14 protein-coding genes and 1 pseudogene are annotated in these 17,892 nt (G+C 48.7%); 4 read left to right on the plus strand and 11 right to left on the minus strand.

Features of this window, described 5'->3' with window-relative positions:
* Position 1 precedes the first annotated feature (1 nt).
* The 5 genes from BO18_RS17595 to BO18_RS17615 form a co-directional block, all read right to left on the minus strand.
* A complete protein-coding gene (locus tag BO18_RS17595) occupies positions 2-1,045 on the minus strand; it encodes a hypothetical protein (protein WP_034448449.1) in 1,044 nt (347 codons plus the stop codon).
* The gene (locus BO18_RS17600) at positions 1,038-2,420 is read right to left on the minus strand and encodes a TIGR03111 family XrtG-associated glycosyltransferase (protein WP_034448450.1); all 1,383 of its coding nucleotides are present in this window, start codon (positions 2,418-2,420) and stop codon (positions 1,038-1,040) included. Before BO18_RS17600 ends, BO18_RS17595 begins: the two co-directional genes overlap by 8 nt.
* Complete coding sequence (xrtG, locus tag BO18_RS17605; RefSeq protein WP_034448452.1) at positions 2,417-3,043, minus strand: exosortase family protein XrtG; 627 nt, start codon at positions 3,041-3,043, stop codon at positions 2,417-2,419. Before xrtG ends, BO18_RS17600 begins: the two co-directional genes overlap by 4 nt.
* Positions 3,043-4,302, minus strand: a complete 1,260-nt coding sequence (locus BO18_RS17610; RefSeq protein ID WP_034448454.1) for a Firmicu-CTERM sorting domain-containing protein — start codon at positions 4,300-4,302, stop codon at positions 3,043-3,045. Before BO18_RS17610 ends, xrtG begins: the two co-directional genes overlap by 1 nt.
* 136 nt (positions 4,303-4,438) lie before the next feature.
* Complete coding sequence (locus BO18_RS17615) at positions 4,439-5,470, minus strand: hypothetical protein (RefSeq protein WP_034448455.1); 1,032 nt, start codon at positions 5,468-5,470, stop codon at positions 4,439-4,441.
* Positions 5,471-5,570: 100 nt separating this feature from the next.
* On the opposite strand from BO18_RS17615, the gene BO18_RS17620 reads away from it, so the two are divergent.
* The 3 genes from BO18_RS17620 to BO18_RS17630 all read left to right on the plus strand — a co-directional run bounded on the left by BO18_RS17620 (position 5,571) and on the right by BO18_RS17630 (position 8,832).
* Complete coding sequence (locus BO18_RS17620; RefSeq protein WP_051688896.1) at positions 5,571-6,788, plus strand: MFS transporter; 1,218 nt, start codon at positions 5,571-5,573, stop codon at positions 6,786-6,788.
* Positions 6,789-6,869: 81 nt separating this feature from the next.
* Positions 6,870-7,694 carry an esterase/lipase family protein gene (locus tag BO18_RS17625; RefSeq protein WP_051688897.1) on the plus strand — a complete coding sequence of 275 codons (825 nt, stop codon included), beginning with the start codon at positions 6,870-6,872 and terminating at the stop codon, positions 7,692-7,694.
* 103 nt (positions 7,695-7,797) lie between these two features.
* On the plus strand, positions 7,798-8,832 hold the full coding sequence (locus BO18_RS17630; protein ID WP_034448457.1) for a glycosyltransferase family 2 protein: 1,035 nt from the start codon (positions 7,798-7,800) through the stop codon (positions 8,830-8,832).
* Between the two features lie 19 nt (positions 8,833-8,851).
* On the opposite strand, the gene BO18_RS17635 is transcribed toward BO18_RS17630, so the two are convergent.
* Complete coding sequence (locus tag BO18_RS17635) at positions 8,852-9,865, minus strand: lysylphosphatidylglycerol synthase transmembrane domain-containing protein (RefSeq protein ID WP_034448459.1); 1,014 nt, start codon at positions 9,863-9,865, stop codon at positions 8,852-8,854.
* 125 nt (positions 9,866-9,990) lie between these two features.
* Here BO18_RS17635 and BO18_RS17640 point away from each other — a divergent pair, with 125 nt between their 5' ends.
* The gene (locus BO18_RS17640; RefSeq protein WP_034448461.1) at positions 9,991-11,385 is read left to right on the plus strand and encodes a sensor domain-containing diguanylate cyclase; all 1,395 of its coding nucleotides are present in this window, start codon (positions 9,991-9,993) and stop codon (positions 11,383-11,385) included.
* A 4-nt stretch (positions 11,386-11,389) separates the two neighbouring features.
* On the opposite strand, the gene BO18_RS17645 is transcribed toward BO18_RS17640, so the two are convergent.
* The 5 genes and pseudogenes from BO18_RS17645 to BO18_RS17665 all read right to left on the minus strand — a co-directional run bounded on the left by BO18_RS17645 (position 11,390) and on the right by BO18_RS17665 (position 17,712).
* Complete coding sequence (locus BO18_RS17645; RefSeq protein ID WP_034448462.1) at positions 11,390-13,762, minus strand: alpha-galactosidase; 2,373 nt, start codon at positions 13,760-13,762, stop codon at positions 11,390-11,392.
* 4 nt (positions 13,763-13,766) lie between these two features.
* The gene (locus BO18_RS36305) at positions 13,767-15,080 is read right to left on the minus strand and encodes an MFS transporter (RefSeq protein ID WP_081861127.1); all 1,314 of its coding nucleotides are present in this window, start codon (positions 15,078-15,080) and stop codon (positions 13,767-13,769) included.
* A pseudogene (locus tag BO18_RS36520) lies at positions 15,057-15,617 on the minus strand (MFS transporter); the annotation flags it as partial. The gene BO18_RS36305 and the pseudogene BO18_RS36520, both read right to left, overlap by 24 nt.
* Before the next feature lie 28 nt (positions 15,618-15,645).
* On the minus strand, positions 15,646-17,115 hold the full coding sequence (locus BO18_RS17660; RefSeq protein ID WP_034448464.1) for a DUF6937 domain-containing protein: 1,470 nt from the start codon (positions 17,113-17,115) through the stop codon (positions 15,646-15,648).
* Between the two features lie 21 nt (positions 17,116-17,136).
* A complete protein-coding gene (locus tag BO18_RS17665) occupies positions 17,137-17,712 on the minus strand; it encodes a TetR/AcrR family transcriptional regulator (RefSeq protein ID WP_034448466.1) in 576 nt (191 codons plus the stop codon).
* Between the last annotated feature and the right edge of the window lie 180 nt (positions 17,713-17,892).

Below are 17,892 nucleotides of genomic sequence, written 5' to 3' on the forward strand. Positions count from 1 at the left end.
CTCATACTTTGGTCAATGTTTCATAAACTTCCGAAGCGCTCATTTTCTCATCTGCGGAATAGGCGACCGCATCTTCAGGGATCGAATCCCTCGGTACTGCCTGCTCAAATAACTGCATGGCCCTTTCAGCACTGCAGCCGCCGAACAGGAGCAGGAATCCGTCATTGCGGTATCTGATCCAGACCACATTCTCGCCCAGCTTCTTGCTGTTGACGGAATGGAAGTTCATCATGGCTTCAGTCGCGAGTCTTATCCTGATGAACGAGCACGGATACATTCTTCTGTCATCGATCCTGTGGAGAAGTCTCAATATCTTTCCTTCTCCGGAAATGATAGAAGCCTGGTTTCTTCCCATGATGACATTATCAAGGAAGTCGATATAGTTATTCAGTTCAGTATTGACATTAACGATACTGTCGACCTTTTTCCTTGCCTCGATGAGTCTTGCGGCAAAGTAGATGACTGCGATAACAAGGAGTGCGATAAGGAAGATAAAGACAATGAGAAGATACAGTTTGCTGCTCAGATAAGCATTGTTAGTAAGCATTACATCATAATCCGTGAGCAGACAGAGTCTGTATTCCGTGCCGTCGTATTCAAAGATTATTCCCGAAGCGACATACTTAACGCCTTCAAGCGTTATGATCGAGTGTCTTACCGTTCCCTTGTACAGAGTAGCCAGGAAGTCCTGTGCGCTCTGGGTGTTATAGAAGGTATCCGTCGAGAAAGTCTTATATACATTGGTCTCGCTGATACTCTTAACGAAAAGGAAGTATTCGGAGTTATCGAGTGTCCAGTAACGCTGTGAGGTGGAGTCGAGCATTTCGATCGTATCCTCAACGAACTTGTCGCCGGCGATATCACCGTAAAGCTCGATCTGTCTTGCAACGATCTCGACATATCCGTCCTGTTCCTGCGCATAGAGCTCGGCAACACCCTGCTCGTAATTATGTAGCTGCCATACCGCAAAAGAGGCACAGAGAGCGGCTGTCACAAGAACCGCCACGGTTACCAGTATCAGTGTTTTCCTGTATTTCTTATTCATTATATTTCCCCTCGTAATTGACAAGTTCCGTCAATCTTTTTATCGCCTTGGATACTTTGCCGAGCATCTGTCTGACGGCAACGCGGAACTTATCCGCTTCCCTGGTAAGAGTATCGGTCTTCCAGCTGCTTCTGGTATTGATGCTGTTGATTATTCCCGCGAGTCTGATAAAGAAGACAACAAAGTTATAGAACGGCAGCAGAGCCACCTCGCCCCATCTCTTCAGATAGTATTTCCGCGTCTCGGGGAACGGCTTTAATAGATACTGTCCTATATAGAAATAAAGATATCCGCACAGAATGTAGAAAAGGAATATCGCACCCATGGATATCAGTACCGTCGTGCTCGAGAAGCCGTAGACCATGAGAACGACCAGCGCAAGATACCAGATCATTCTCGGGAAAGCGAAAGTATGGTCAAAGAGAAGCGTGTGTACATTCGTGTCTCTTAAGAATCTCCACGGCCTGAGTTTGCTCTGGGGATAGAGCCTTGCGACCTCAAGAGATCCTCTCTGCCATCTCTGACGCTGCGTATAGAGCTTGTCGACTCCTTCGATCGGATCGGTAAAATAGATCGCATCGGAGCATATGCCGACCTTCTGCTTCTGTATGTACCTCATCTGGAAAGTGATCTCGGTATCCTCCGAGATGGTCTCCGTGTTATAAAGATGGGACTTACGGATGGAGCTCATCCTGAATGCGGAGAAAGCACCCGACAGCGTATACATGGTATTCGTCTCGGAAGCGTAATTCCTGCCCGCGAGGAAAGCCTGTGCATACTCGGCAAACTCTATCCTTCTTAAGAGTCTGGATTTAAATGTCTTGTATTCTTCGATCTTTTCGGGCCTGATGAGGATCGTTCCCGTAAGACACGTGAACTCACGGTGATTCTCAAGATAGAGGATCATGTTCTTGAGAGCGCTCTTCTCGAGATAACCGTCTGAGTCGATGTTGATAAGATAAACGCCTTTACTGTTATAGATGGCGAGGTTCAAAGCTCTTGATTTGCCCTGGCCCGAATTCAGCCAGTTCATGCGGAGCGCGGGGTATCTTTCCTGTGCCCTGGCAAATGCCTCAAAGCTCCTGTCCGAACTCATGTTGTTGACGAGGTAGACTTCGATATGCTCATTCGGATAATCGCATGCGTTGACTGACTCGAGACATGCCTCCAGGCTGTTCTCGGAATTGTAAACGGGGATTATGAGCACGATGTCAGGCCAGATGGCCGGCTCCGTAAGTTTCTTGTGCTTATGCTTCTGATGGAGCAGGACAAAGAACGAACCTATCGAAGGGATAACCTCGACAATAAGCGGGATGATTATCCAGGCAAGCCAGTAAAAGAACGGGTTAAGGAGCTGTGTCATTATGTTGTTCATGTGGCATCTCCCCCGCTCTTAACGGTCTCGTCCTTTTTGTTATAACCGAAATCTCCGGTCTTCATCCTCATGACATGCGGCTTCGTGAATACAAAGAAATACAGTATGACCTGAAGCGCATAGAAGATCATCCTTCCGATGATGGTGTGGGCTGCATAGTAGTAATCCGTCCCGAGGAAATGGATCATCGTGCAGATGACGGAGATCCTGAAAGCATTTGTAAGGAGTGTATAAAGCGTTCCGATTATTCCGACATAGATACGCTCCGGGATATTGTAGACCTCATAGAAAGTAAGCAGCGAGACAAAAGCCGATATCTCGATTATTCCCGAACACTCCAGGTCGATGTTAACGGTTATGGCTCCCTTGGCGGATTCGATGAATATTACGCCGTATCTGTAATAAGCCTGATAAAACCCGGTTACCTTACCGAATATTCCGGCGATCGCGGCGACGAGCCTCGCAAGCGGCATCATGAGCCACGGCCTGACAAGAATCAATAAAATAAGGAATAATCCGCAGGCTCCGACAATATATTTCCAAAATCTGAGCTCAGCTTTTTTAAGAACAAGAAGGAGCCATACCCACAGCGCGATTGCAGCGGCAGCGATAAGATATATCATCAGGCCTTCTTTCTGCGATTAATGGTCAGATACGAACCGACTGCTACGGTCGACAGGAGCGCGACAAATGCAGGACCTGTCGAGATGCCCGAACACCTGAGCGTCTCTCTTCCGATTCTGTGGAAACGGACTCTGATGTTCGTTGCCTCCGTCAGGCTCACATTGGCTCTTTCTGCCAGTTTCTCTACGTCAAACCAGAATTCCGTCTGGTTCTGATATTCTCCAACCTCGATATACATGTCACCAAGGTAAGTATCATATTGTGAAATGTTGTTGATGTTCGTGGAAAGCTCGGCGTCACCGGAATAGAACAATGCGAAATGATGCTCTCCGTAAGGCTGGGAATTGTATTCGGCCTTCCAGTCGAGACCGCCGTTCGGACCGATCTTTACAGCTTTGAGCATCGTAAACGTATCGCCCAGATGAACGATTACTTCCAGGAATTCCGCACCGTATCTGAAGCCTGTATCCTGCTCAGCGAAATAATTTGTTACACAGTGGACATAGGCCTTGCCGTCTCTCGAAAGGATCGAGCCTCTCGCGTCGGGATGCGAGTTATTAGTACCTGCGGTATCGTATTCGATTGTGGTTACGGGATAATAATCCCAGTCATGATATTCGCCGTCAATAACTATTCCGGAACCGTCATTATGGGGGCCGGGTGTAGGTGTTGCTCCGCCTGACAATCCGCTTGAATCGGCAACATCTGAAATGAGAATGTTGCCAAGGTAATAACCGAAACTGATCGTGGAACTATATTGGGGAAGGGCGTCAGCAGGAATGGCAATCTCCATGAGAGAAGGCTCACCCCAGGTCGAATAATCGCTGTTGAAAGCAACCTTGACCTTGCCGTTTGTATCAGACAGGTAAAGATCGGAATCGGGCTGTGTTACCTCTACCCTGTTTCCGTTGGCGCCGTTGTTATACAAAGCGACGACGAGATCCTGATTGAGGTCCGTCTTGATAACGAACTTACCGTCGGTCTTAGCACCGGACCAGGTTGCAGAATTCTGCTGCACTTCATCGAGATAGATGTAAACCCAGTCTCCGTCCCAGACCATTGCGACCTGATTGACAAAACTCGTATTGCCGAGCGCGTCATACTTTACGACGCTGTCCCAGTCACTGAAATCACCGTCAATGGAAATGCCGCTGTATGAATCCGCACTGACAGGAAACATAAGATGTGAGGCAACGAAAACAGCGGCTGCAACACCACTTAATAATCTGACTGCGCTGTTAACAAATCTTTTGCTCACGATATGCCTCCTAATTTATTAAAGAGTATAGCATAGCGGACTGCAATTGTGGCGACTTTGTGTCAAATTTGTTAATTATGTTGTTTTATTTATATTACTTTCTGCTCTGTGTTTGGTAAAAAGATAAAGACAGGGTTCATCCGCGGAAATTGTTTATCGCGTTATTGAGCTTCGCGATGTTGTTTCTCCAGTATTCCTTTTCGACAGCAGATGGATAATCTTCGATCTTCGCTACGGCTGCCGCGGCGCATTCTTTCGCCTTTTCAACATTTCCGAAGCAGTTTAGTTCGTAAAATCCCTTCAGGCACATACCGTCGGAATCTTTATCCCTGGCAATGGCATCCCCTGCCCTGTGATAGTACTCCTTGGCCTTTGACGGCACGATATAATGATACGAATAGTAAAAGACGAGATAAAAATATACGATCAAATAAGGCTTCGACGTATTTCCGGGTTTGAGTATGCTCTCGATGCCGGCAACAGCTTCCGGCATCAGATCATATTTCCCGTTTGCATCAAGATATGCGAAATAGATCGGGAAATATGTTATCTTCTCGGCATCCCACACATTCCGGAAATTCAATTCCCTGACTGGTCTCAGATCCATTCTCTCATAGGGAATACCGGACCTGAGCATCCCGTATGCCTGTGACGCATAGCCGCCTAATGTTTTCTTCGAACTTGTTTTTGCAATGGATATTAAAGCAACGATGAGCCTTCCGCAGCCAAACATCAATGTCCAGAAACCGGTAAGAAAGACGACAGATGCCGCGAACCAGGGAGATATCCTGAAAGCATTGATCCAGCAGACCGTGCAGATAATGACAGAAATAATCAAACAGGATATCGTGCTTGTCAGGATAAAGCCGTATTCATATGAGACCATCTTTTTGTTGTCCATACCGGCACATGCCTTCAGATCTAAATTGAAAGCCGCTTCAAAACCGAATTTGTTCCTGTGGCCCCTGTATTCCCACTTTCCCTGCTCCGGCTTGGAAAACTTAAAACCGAACAGTTCTATATACTGGAGTTTTAACTTGAACAGTTTGAAGAATGCCAGCTGAAGGAGCATCATGAGGAGCGAAACGATCAGCATTCCCACGAATGCCATGAGAAAATCCAATAACGGATTGGCGATAAGCTCCCCAAGAATTCTAATATATTCCATATCTTCACCCTGTTATCATTTATTCAGCCTGAAAGCAGTTTACCGATCATAATAATATGTTAAGATCCCGGCTTTCGCAATTTAGAAAGAAGAGGCGCTTATGCCAGGTACCAAGAGATACTGGACTTTAAGATACATCATCATCAACGCTACCTATTTTGCCGTATACAGCGGGATCCACGCTTATGCGTCGGTCTTTCTGCTCGAAAAAGGTTTCTCAAACACGCTGATAGGCATCACTCTCGCACTTGCCAATATCCTTTCGGTCATCTTCCAGCCTCTCATCGCCGGGCTGATCGACAAACAAGGTAAGCTCACCAACCGCAACGTGTCGATGGCATCCACCGCACTGCTGCTCATAGGCTCGGTCCTCCTGCTCATCATCAGGAACGGGATTGCTGTAATTTTCATCATATTCGCGCTCATCTATATGATCCAGATGGTCTATCAGCCGATAATCACGGCCATGTATTTCGAATACGAGGCCGCGGGATGCCATATCTACTACGGCCTTGCAAGAGGTTTAGGGTCGGCCGGATTTGCCGTAACATCGGTCTTTACCGGCATGGCGATCGGAAGGTTCGGAGTAAGCATCCTCATGATCCTGGACATCATCTTCCTGGCGATAGCACTGATCGTACTCTATTTCTTTAAGAAACCCGAAGTCAAAGCCGCAGAAGTTCACGGTACTGAGGTAGCCCACAACAACCTCTTCAGCTTCATAAAGACTTATCCCGGATTCATGCTCTTCGTCCTTGGCGCCGTATGTTTTTTCTTCGCCCACAATGCGATAAACGACTACATGATCCAGATAATCACACCGTTGGGAGGTACCGAGGCATCCATGGGCACAGCGGTATTCATCGCTGCACTTCTCGAGCTCCCGACCATGGCTCTGATAGATAAGATAATGAAGAAGATCTCCGTAAAGAACCTGCTCCTCATCTCGGGCACCGCTTTTCTCGTAAAGACGCTTCTCATGCTCATCGCGCCCAACATGGTGCTGGTCTACATCAGTCAGGCGATGCAGATGCTTGCCTATGCCGTCTTCATCCCGGTATCCGCCTACTTCGTAAATCAGACCATGGCTAGACTCGATCAGGTCAAAGGCCAGGCTTACATCAACGTCTCCATTACCCTTGGCGGAGTATTCTCGAGCCTTGTGTGCGGACGTCTTCTCGACATAAAAGGACCTCACTTCATGCTTACCGTGAGCCTTGCGGTAACAGCCATAGGTCTCGTGATCGCCTTTGTTGCGCTCAAAGTACTGCGCGATAAGCGGTCAGGCTGTGGCAATATTGCGGAAAAGGGCTCTTAAACAAAATTCAGTATTGAACATTGTATAATACCGCGTTATACTTCCCTTAAAGTACAGAATACTAAGGGGAAGCTTTAACTTATGGGCAGCGATTGTGATCTCAGATACCCGTTACTCATGGTCCACGGAATGGGATTCCGTGACAGAAAGCATCTGTGCTACTGGGGCAGAGTCCCGAAGACACTGGAATCCCTTGGTGCCCGTGTTTTCTTCGGCAACCAGGATTCCGTAGGATCAATAGAGAGCAACGCCGACACGATCGCAAAAAGCCTCGATGAGGCACTCAGGGTCACCGGAGCCGACAAAGTGAACATCCTCGCCCATTCCAAGGGCGGGCTCGAGGCGAAGTATCTCGTAAACCACGGCTATCAGGATAAGATCGCATCCATCACGACAATAGACACTCCCCACCACGGGTCGCACACCATCGACTTTCTCATGAAAAGTCCTAAATGGATGGTAAAGACGGCTGCATGGGGAACCGATCTGTGGATGAAGATCCTCGGCGACAAACATCCCGACAGCTATAAATGTTTTGATATCCTGACAACCGGAACGGCAGAGCAGTTCGACATCGACAATCCAGCTCCCGAAGGGATCTACTGCCAGAGCTACGCTTTCAAGTGCGAGAGCGCATTCTCGGATCCGGTATTCTGCATCACCTTCCCCGTCGTCAGCAGATTTGACGGAGAGAACGACGGCATGGTCTCTGTAGCATCTTCACGCTGGGCAAACTTCAAGGGAGTGCACACTTCATCCACGCGACGCGGCATCTCCCATGCCGATGTTGTGGACCTGAGACGCAGAAGATTCACCTCCCGCCTTCCCTCCTCCGATACGGAAGTAAGCGACATTGCGGCATTCTATGTCGGCGTCGTTAAAGAACTCAAAGCAATGGGTTTTTAACGGCTTAAACTCCGCCATTTCCTCAATAAAATTAAATATTTTATTTCGAATACAGGTGATATAATGTCTATCGGTTTTTGAGGAAAGGTTATTTCACTAGATAATGCAGAAACTTCTTTCGGTGGCAATCCCGTGCTTTAATTCGCAGGATTATGTGCGAAGAGCAATCGACAGTCTATTACCGGGCAAGGATAAAGTTGAGGTCCTTGTCGTTGATGACGGCTCAACAGACGGCACGGCAGATATAGCTCTGGAATACGTAAGTAAATATCCTGATGCCGTCCGTCTCATCAGCAAGGAAAACGGCGGTCACGGAGATGCCGTAATGACCGGTCTTAAGAATGCCACCGGCCTTTATTACAGAGTCCTTGATTCTGACGACTGGCTCGATGAGAGTTCCCTGCTCAAGCTTTTGGATGTTCTCGAAGAAATGAGAGATCCTTCAAAAGCAGCCGACCTTGTTATCACAAACTATGTATACGAGAAGGTCAACGAAGGCAGGAGCTGCGCCATCGATTACCGCAAGAACCTCCCCATCGGCAGGCTCTTCGGCTGGGATGAAGTCGGAAAGTTCGCCACGGGATCTTATATCCTCATGCATTCCGCAACTTACCGCACCGAACTCGCAAGGAACAGCGGAATGGACCTTCCGAAGCACACCTTCTACGTCGACCACCTTTTCGTCTGTTACCCCATGATCCATGTTGAGAAGATGTACTATCTCGATGTCGATCTATACCGTTATTTTATCGGCCGTGAAGACCAGTCGGTCAATGAGAAGGTCATGCTCAGCCGCATGGACCAGCAGCTCAAGGTCAACAGGCTCATGCTCTATGCTCTCCAGGTGGATCAGATAACCAATCCCGCAAAGAAGGAATATCTTTACTACTATACCGAGATAGTCACGCTCGCGACCGTATCCTTCCTTCTCCGTTTAGGCACAAAGGAAGATGCCGCGCAGATGGAATCGTTCCTGGATGAGATAAAGGAAAAGCGTCCCGTCTACTACAACTGGATAATGAGCAGACCCTTTTACCGTCATCCCATGAGGCCTCTGCGCAGGATGCCGCACTGGATGAGCTATCCTCTTTACCGTTTGGCTTATAAGATCGCCAGAAGACATTTCGGGTTCAACTGATACCGGTATCACGGGCACATTATTTTTCCTGCTTAACTGATAAAGCCGCCAGTCCAAGGCCGCTCGCGACAAGCGGCAGTACAAAACTGCAGAAACGCGACAGAAGCATGGCACTCCCGAGCAAAGCCTCAGGTATAAGATCCGCATAAAACAGAGCATATCCGTACTCGGTTACTCCGGCAGCTCCGGGAAGCGGGAGCGAAGATACGGATATGAAAAGCGATGACTGTGTCCTCAGTACCGTAAACCAGTCGAGAGAACTGCATCCGACGGCATGCGAGCAAAAGAACGTGACCGAATGGAAGAGTATTATCTGGATAAACGATGTGATGAGCATCTTAACAAATACAGATTTGTTGAGTCTCAAAAGAGAAGCAGCTTTCCTGTAAGCCGCAAAAGACCTGAGGAACTTAAACTTATCACCGGGCTTTATTCCCCTTATCTTCATGAACCAAAGTCCTGCCCCCGCGAAGAAACCCGCGATCCTTCTGGTAAAGAGCACGCAGAACAGACCTATTATTATCGCGATGTTAAGCGCGAAACCTATCGGAAAAACATAGGAGAACTTTCCCTGAAGATTGAATACCTCTCCGTGCGAAAAGATCACGCCCACAACTCCCAAAACGACCGCGGCGCACTGGAAGCTCAGCAGGGCGCAAAGAAGCGTAAAAGCGCTGTGAGATACCTTAAGCCTGTCCTTTGCCATAAAGTAGAGCTGGCCCGGCTGTCCTCCGGTCGAAGACGGGGTAATCGAACTGAAGAAAAAGCCCGCAAAAGAATACTTCATCATCTGCGCGAATGTCAGCTTATAACCCGCAAGTCTTAAGCAGCGGCTGATGTTTATGCCGTCCGCAACGGCATAAAGGGCCATCGACACCACAGCTGCCAGGACCCACCAGAGGTTGGCATTCTTCAGTGTTCCCAATATATCCTGACCACGGAGCTCGCGGTAGACAACGTAAAGTGTTGCTCCTCCGAGCAGCAATAAGAACAGCGCGCCGAGCCAGAGTGACTTTTTCTTAAGAAGATTCATACGCGGAATTATAGCATATACGTTAACTCTTCGTTATGAATATGTATCGTTTGCGAAGAATTCAACAAAGCCTCAAATGTCTGTGATATCCTAGGCACAAGGTAGTTTTTCAAGGAGGCATCACCATGGATTTCGAAAAACTGCTTTCGGGATATAAGAGCAAAGCCTGCATCATGTCAGTCGATAAGCTCCCGGATGACCGTTACGGAAACATCCGCATCGTCGCAGGCAACAAACCCCATTGCGATGACATGCTCGCAACGATGCACAGGGAATTCGTCCCCGGTTCGCCTTACGAGGAATTCTTCCCGCAGAATAAGAATTTCGAGGATTTCTGCTACCGCAGTGCTATCCTCGGACAGCTCCTCCATACCTATGTAAGTCTGCCCTTCATGAATCTCTGGCTCAACATGTTCCTCCTTCCTCTTGATTCCGACAAGGAAGGCACCGGATATTGTCTATATTCCTACGAGGTAACACCTCATGCCGATACCGAGCAGCGCGCCAGCCTTTCCGCAGACACTGCTTCCACTGTCCTTCAGACATGCATTAAGCTCCGCGCCTCCGCAAACACCCGCGAATCGATGAACGAGGTAGTCAGCGATATCAGAAAGATATGCGAATCGGACCACTGCTGCATACTTCTAGTGGATAAGGAACAGCGCACCTGCGAGACTTTCTGTGAATCCATAAGTGAAGGATCCGGTGTACTTCCCATGGACCATTACCTTGACGACGGCTTCTTTGACATAACGCAGTCCTGGGATGCCACGCTCGACGGAAGCACCTGCATCATCATTAAGAACCAGCAGGACAGGGAATGGCTTGAATCAGTCAATCCGGCATGGTACAGATCACTTACCGAAGCAGGTGTCCGCAACATCGTACTGTTCCCTCTCGAATACAACGGCAAAACTCTGGGCTATATGTGGGCACTGAACTTTAACGAGGATAACACGGTAAAGATCAAGGAAACACTTGAGCTGACGACTTTCTTCATCGCTTCCGAGATCTCGAATTACCAGCTGCTCCAAAAGCTCGAAGTGCTCAGCTCGGCCGACATGCTTACGGGCACAAAGAACCGCAATGCAATGAATAATGTAGTAAACGACATAGTCTCGAAAAAGGCTTATATCACATATCCCTACTCTGTCGTCTTTGCCGACCTTAACGGTCTTAAGCGCGTAAACGATGAGAGTGGCCACACAGCAGGTGACAACCTCCTGAAGACAGCTGCACATGTGCTTGGCAGCGTTTTCATCGATGCTGAAGTCTACCGTGCCGGCGGAGACGAATTCATGCTCATCTTATACGGCATGGATGAGACCGGGCTCGAAGTCAGGCTCAAAGCTCTCGAAGAACAGGCTGACAGGGACAATGTTCACTTTGCAGTAGGCACCTACACGGTCCATGAGGGTGAAGACATCCGCACTGCGATGCGCATAGCAGATGAGAGGATGTATGCCGACAAGAAGGAATACTACGAGAAGTATCCCGAGAGAAAATACAGAGCAACCTGATCAGTTATGCTTCGCGGATCAGATATATCCTTGATCCGAAGTCCGGACAATATGCCACGTTTTCGTTATAACCCGCACCCGTAAAAGCGTTCTTCAGATGGACGCCTGCATACATCATGGCATCTCCATACATCTCATGCGAATCAGGCTCGGACCTCATCTTCACGAACTTTGCTATCAGCGCATGGACCGCGCCGTCCTGTCTGACATGGAATGGCGCGACATAGTTTACAAGACCGCCGAAGTTCCTTAAGTCAAAGGTAAGATCCCTTCCGCTGAACTTATAAAGTGTCTCTTCATTTAGCCCCTTCGGTCTTATGACTCTCCACTTTATTCCCGGCCTTGTCATCATCTGCATGGTCATCGCAACGGCCTTCTTCTTATCCTTTGACACCACGGTCCAGGTGACATGATCTTCCGGACAGCAGGAACTGTCGTTAATAAGACCGCCTCTGTAAAAGCGCCCGTACTGCATGACTTCCCTGTGTTCTTTGTAGAACGCGATCTGGGCCTTTACGGCTTCGATATCCTCTTTTTTCATATCGCAGAGATTGCATTCATAACCGAGCACTCCGAACGAGGCAACATTGAACCTTGTCTCTATCGGAGTGCGCCTTAAAGTCTGATGGTTCGGACAGTCGGAAACATGCGCCGTCACACAGCTCATGGGGTATCCGTAACTGTACCCGTTCTGTATCTTTACGCGGGCCGCCGCGTCCGTGTCGTCGCTTGCCCATATCTGCGGGAAGAAAGACAGTATGCCCAGGTCGAACCTGTTTCCGCCCGATGCGCATCCTTCGAAAAGAATATCCGGGAATTCTTTTGTAAGCGTCCTCATGACGCGGTAGAGTCCCAGCACGTATCTGTGAAAGACTTCACCCTGACGGTCTTCCGGAAGCGCGGCAGAATAAACGTCCGAGAAGATCCTGTTCATATCCCACTTAACATAAGAAATGTCCGCAGAAGAGAATACATTCCGCATAGCTTCTATGACATAGTCCTGAACCTCTCTTCTCGTGAGATCCAGGATCATCTGGTTCCTGCCTTCGGAATGGTGTTTGCCCGGGATCTTTATTGCCCAGTCCGGGTGCGCCCTGTAAAGATCGGAATCCTCATTGACCATCTCGGGTTCTACCCAGATGCCGAATTCAAGACCAAGTTTCCTTATCTTGTCGCACAGCCCTTTTATTCCGTGCGGAAGTTTTTTCCTGTCGGGATACCAGTCACCCAATGAACAGTTGTCACTGTTTCTCTTTCCGAACCAGCCGTCATCCATGACAAAGAGTTCTATGCCGACGCTCTTTGCCTTTCTGGCAAGTCTTAAGAGTTTTCTCTCATTGATATCGAAATATGAAGCTTCCCACGAATTCAGCAGGACGGGCCGAAGACGGTCCTTCCACTGACCGCGCAGGATGTGTTCAGATACAAACTTATGCATCTGCCCGCTCTGTCCGTTATATCCCGAAGGCGAAAACGTCATGACCGCTTCGGGGCTGGCGAAGGACTCTCCTTTCGAAAGTTTCCATGTAAATCCGTCGGGATTGATGCCCGAAAGGAATCTCACTTTTCCCGATGAGCTTTTCTCTATTGATTCATAGTGATTTCCGCTGTAGACGAGATTGATCCCGTAGCAGTCACCGTATTCTTCGGTGCAGCCTTTCCGGGAGATCATGACAAAGGGATTTGCGCGGTTTGATGATGTTCCCGTAATACTCGAATTGACGAGCCTTGCTCCTCCGACCGGGATGTCATTGCGGTTCATCTCACGCGTCCACGCGCCCGTAAAGGTCGTAAAGACATATTCGCCGGGATTGAGATCGAGCTGCGTGCTCATTATCTTGCGGATGACGACATCGTTCTTTATGCCGTTCCTTACCACCGCATAACGCGTGATAACATCACAGGAGGGATAAACCGTATAGACCAGATCGAGCTCAAGATCATTCTCTTTATCTTCAAGTGTGATCTCAAGTATCTCAGCATCGCTCCCGTAAGATCTCGGCATGTCCTCTTCACCTTCGTCAGCGGTTGATCTGCCCTCCTTCTTTTCGAACAGACGGTACCTGAAATCCGATGTCATGCTGCCGTCGGAGTTTACGATCTCAATGAAAGGTTCCCTGATATCACCCTTGCCGTAGGAACTCATCTCGAGCCTTACGTCTTCGAGCGTGAGATTGCCGTGTTCTTTTGACGGAACTATGGTATTGCCCGCCGGAAATTCCTGATATTCGGTTAGTCCGTCCGCATCCGAAATACGGATCTTCCTGCCGTAGTACAGATGCTCGATCTGTCCTGAAGGCAGCACCTTCATCGCATATGTCGTATGGTCGGTATCAAGGATAAACAGTGTTTCTTTGTCGCCTGTGGCACTGATCATAGCGTTATCTCCTTGCTTTGAGCATTCCTGAGATCTCTTCGAGCTTCTTATCTGTAAGTATATATTTTGCTTTGAATACGAACAATGCGATCACTAGAAGGATGACGGGCGCGAGCGTCATGACAAGCCTCAGGCCTACGACAGATGAATTATCGATGGCGGTATCGGCACCCGATACCATATCCTTCAGGCTCCGGACCAGCATCGAAGCAGTCTGGGCACCCGAGGAATTTTCCTGGATATTGAATACCGCGAGGCAGACCGATGCGACCATGGCCGCGATACCTGACGCGAGCTTTACGACGAACGTCTGCATCGAGAAGATGACCGACTCGTCTCTTCTGTTGTTCTTGAGATCGCCGTAATCGACCGTGTTTGCGAGGAATATCGTGACGATGACATTGAGGATGCCGACAGCTGCCATTATGAAGAATCCGGGAACGAAGAACGGGAATACGTTCTTGGTGCCTGCAAGAGCCATGACGAGCAGGATCACATATCCGAGGATCGCAGCGCCGACACTTATGTAGAAGATCTTAAGTGTTGTAAATGCTCTTCGGAGCAGCGGGAAGAATATCATCATCGCGATGATCTGCATTCCGCCCGCGAATGTATTGAAGAGCGTGTAGTTGCCCTGCCAGTTCGAACCTGCCAGATCGTATTTGAAGAAATAGATGAGGAGATTCGAAGTGATGTACGTTGCGGAGTTTACGAGTACGATCGTAAGTACTATCGTCATGGCCTGATCGTTCTGGATCAGCGCCTTGAACATCTGTTTGACCGATGCTGTCTGCATGTCGACGGATGATTTCTCCTTGATGCAGATGCATGTTATGGTGATGAATACTATGAAGAGGATGCCGATGATGATCGAGAAATACTTGAAGCCGACACGCTCGGTCTCAAGATTCGATTCCATGCTGACGGTGCCCTGAAGGACTGAAGCATCCTTCAGCGATGAATAAGTCTCTGCGTCCACATAGAAGATCACAACTGAGCCGCTGTTTTCTTTTCCGTTGTCGGCATATTTGACCTTGGGTTCGCTTATGGTCATGCCGTTGATCTCGGCATAGACATTCGCGTTATCCGAACTTACCGTAATGACGCCTTCGTATACGGCATCGCCGTCCTTTATCTCTTTGCCTTCGAACACCTTGTCAGAACCCGTTACATCTATCCTGATATCAGTTGCACCGGCATCAAAAGTAAGCATGTCGGAAGTAGGATTTCCGCTCTCATCGAGACGGACGACATAAGAAGTGATGGAACTGTCCGAAGATGAATAGGTTACTGTCCTGCTGTCGGTATTCTTTCCCATGAACGCATTACCCAGTGCAGCTACGCACAGGACAGTGAGGATCGTTACAAGAGCGGAACCGACGCCTGCACATGATCTTGCGAGAGCAGAAAGTCCCTCTCTCTCCTTACCGCCTTCCGTAAATGCGGGGATCATGGACCAATACGGGATATCCATCATGGTATACGTAACACCCCAGAGGATATATGTGACCGCAGCGTACGCCACAAGTCCCCTGCCGTCCAGTGACGGAGGTGCGGCAAACATCAGGACGAGGATGACGGCATTCGTTACCGTGCCGATCATGAGCCAGGGACGGAACTTGCCCCACTTCGTCTTTGTTTTCGCGACGATGAATCCCATTATCGGATCATTGAAAGCATCGAATACTCTCGCGATGAGAAGTATGAGACCCATTGCGATCGCGCTTACACCCATGATGTCCTGGAAATAATACAGGATATATGAAGCCGAGAGCATGTAGACCATGTCCTTGCCGACGGCACCTACACCGTATGCAAATTTCTCAACTCCGGAAAGACCTTTCTTAGTACTCATAGCCGTTCTCCTTTCCACATGTATGCACTCAGCTGTTCTTCATTTCCATGGCGATCCTGACGACTTCATAAGCTCCGTCATAGATGCCGTTCTCTTTGTTCCTGACGATGCATCCGCACATACCTTCAAGCGTTGTGTGATCTTCCAGGAACAGGTTTATCATCTGCAGAGTGTGCGGAATATCCCTGCACTCGAGAGTACCGTCGCCGATCTCCGCGGAATGTATCGCGCCCCACTGTTCGTGTCCGCCGATTCTCTTTATGAAGAGCTTCGGCACAGGATAAAAAGCGAGTTCCGAAGGCTTTGTAACAAGCACGTCGCAGGACCTCATCAGGAGGTTCGTGGCATATACCGCCTCAAAGATGTTGTCATGGCAGAAGAGATGGATTCCTTCGACATCTCCGTCCAGCGCATCTCCAGCGAACTTTACCGTATCGTTCCAGTTATTGAAGTGGGTCGTCGTCGACATACCTATGTCCGGACACATCTTCTTTAAGTCATCCCACACATTCATGTAGTCACCGATATTCACATAGAGGGCTGCTTTCTTTTCCCTTACTGCCGGCATAAGTTCATTTATGATCGCGGCGAAGATCTCTTTCTGCGCGCCTGCTCCGCCTATTGTAAGAAGGAATCTCATCGGTTTTCCCTGAGCCTTGCGCTCAAGTCTCCTTCTGCAGTCTTCCTCAATATTTGCGACAAGCTCGTGATCGATGTAGTGCCCCGTATAGACAAGATTGTCTTCAGGCATCGGGGAAAGCACCTTATCCTTTGCCATTCCGTTGCAGATACGGTAGCCCTGATAAGCATAATGCGTCTGAACCGTATGTATGCTGCCTTCCGCGAAATGAAGCGCCATCGGCCAGTTGTCGGGAATGGCGTTCACGACATATCTCATGTCAGCATGAAGAGCCGCCTGTGCGGGCCAGACATGTGTTGCGACCACGGGAATGTCCTTTGGAACGTTCGCGAAGACAGGTGCCATGAGTTCCGCATTTTTCTGGTCGCCCGAATTATAGGTAAGCTGTCTGAATCCCTCGTAGTTCAGAGGTTCCCAAACGATCCTGTTAAAGAGCCTGCTCTTTTGCGAGAGACGTGAACCCGTGGAATAAAGATCGTTCTGCGCCGATATCACCTTCGTGCAGGTGGTCTGCTTATAAGAATTAAGATCCATCCAGTAAGGTTTATAGCCCATGTGATTTGCGGCGGATGCGATCGCCATCGATATCCTGTAATGACCGAATCCCATCCTTATGTTGCCGACGATGATACCCTTTTCCTTATCGAACCCTTCAGCCGTTCCGGGCGCGGCGCTGCCGATGGCGATATTGCTTACGCCAAGCATGTCTCCTATATATTCATTGGGGACAACAACGGCCGAATAATCCGCCTTGCTGTCGTCTCCGAATTTTTTCTGATACTTGGCCTTGGATCTTACCGCTTTCCTCTGTACGGAAGAAGGCTGCATGTTTCCGAATACGCTCTCAGATCTGTTCATGGTTTATTGCCTCCTGCTGTTTCAGTGTACGGCGATCCCGTCGACCAGAACGTCAACGATCATGTTCAGTGCATCGACATATCTGATCTTGTTCTTCTTTAACGTGCTGCCCGAGATCAGTTTCTCGATGGAAGACTCGAGCATTATCTTCAATATCCCGACGTCCGCGTCTTCCCTTATGACGCCTTCAGCCTTGCCTTTTTCGATGAGTTCTATCGTTGTTCCCCAGCCGGTCTCAAGTTTTCTTACTATCTTTTTATAGACCTTCGGATGCTTTTCCTTTAGGGGTGCAAGATCCTGATAGTTGATCCCGTTGTACTTCTCCGGCATCGCTCCAAGAAGTCTTTTCAGTTTCTCCACGGTGCCTAACGACTTATCATTTGCGATCTCCTGTTCCTTCTCTTTTATGGAACCGAAGATATAATCGACCATCGCGTCGAACAGCTCGTCCTTGCTTTCAAATTCCTTATATATAGTTTTCTTGCTGATCGACATCTCGGTGGCAATGTCTGCCATTGTCAGTCTTATGCCCTTGCGGTTAAAGACTACTATCGTGCTGTCCAGTATCCTGTTTCTCAGATCATCACCGTTAGCCATGTAAGGTTCCTCCGTAACGTTGTGCCAAACGCACCTGCCGTATGGAAACCAAATTCCACATTTCGAGTTTCCTGCCATAATGATAGCAGTTTAAGATCGGCATTTCCTGTCGTTTTGGAAACCAGTTTGCACAAACTTGGTTTCCATTTCCTGTGCAAAAGCGCATGCCCGTTCCTCTCG

The organism is Butyrivibrio sp. AE2032, from assembly GCF_000702965.1.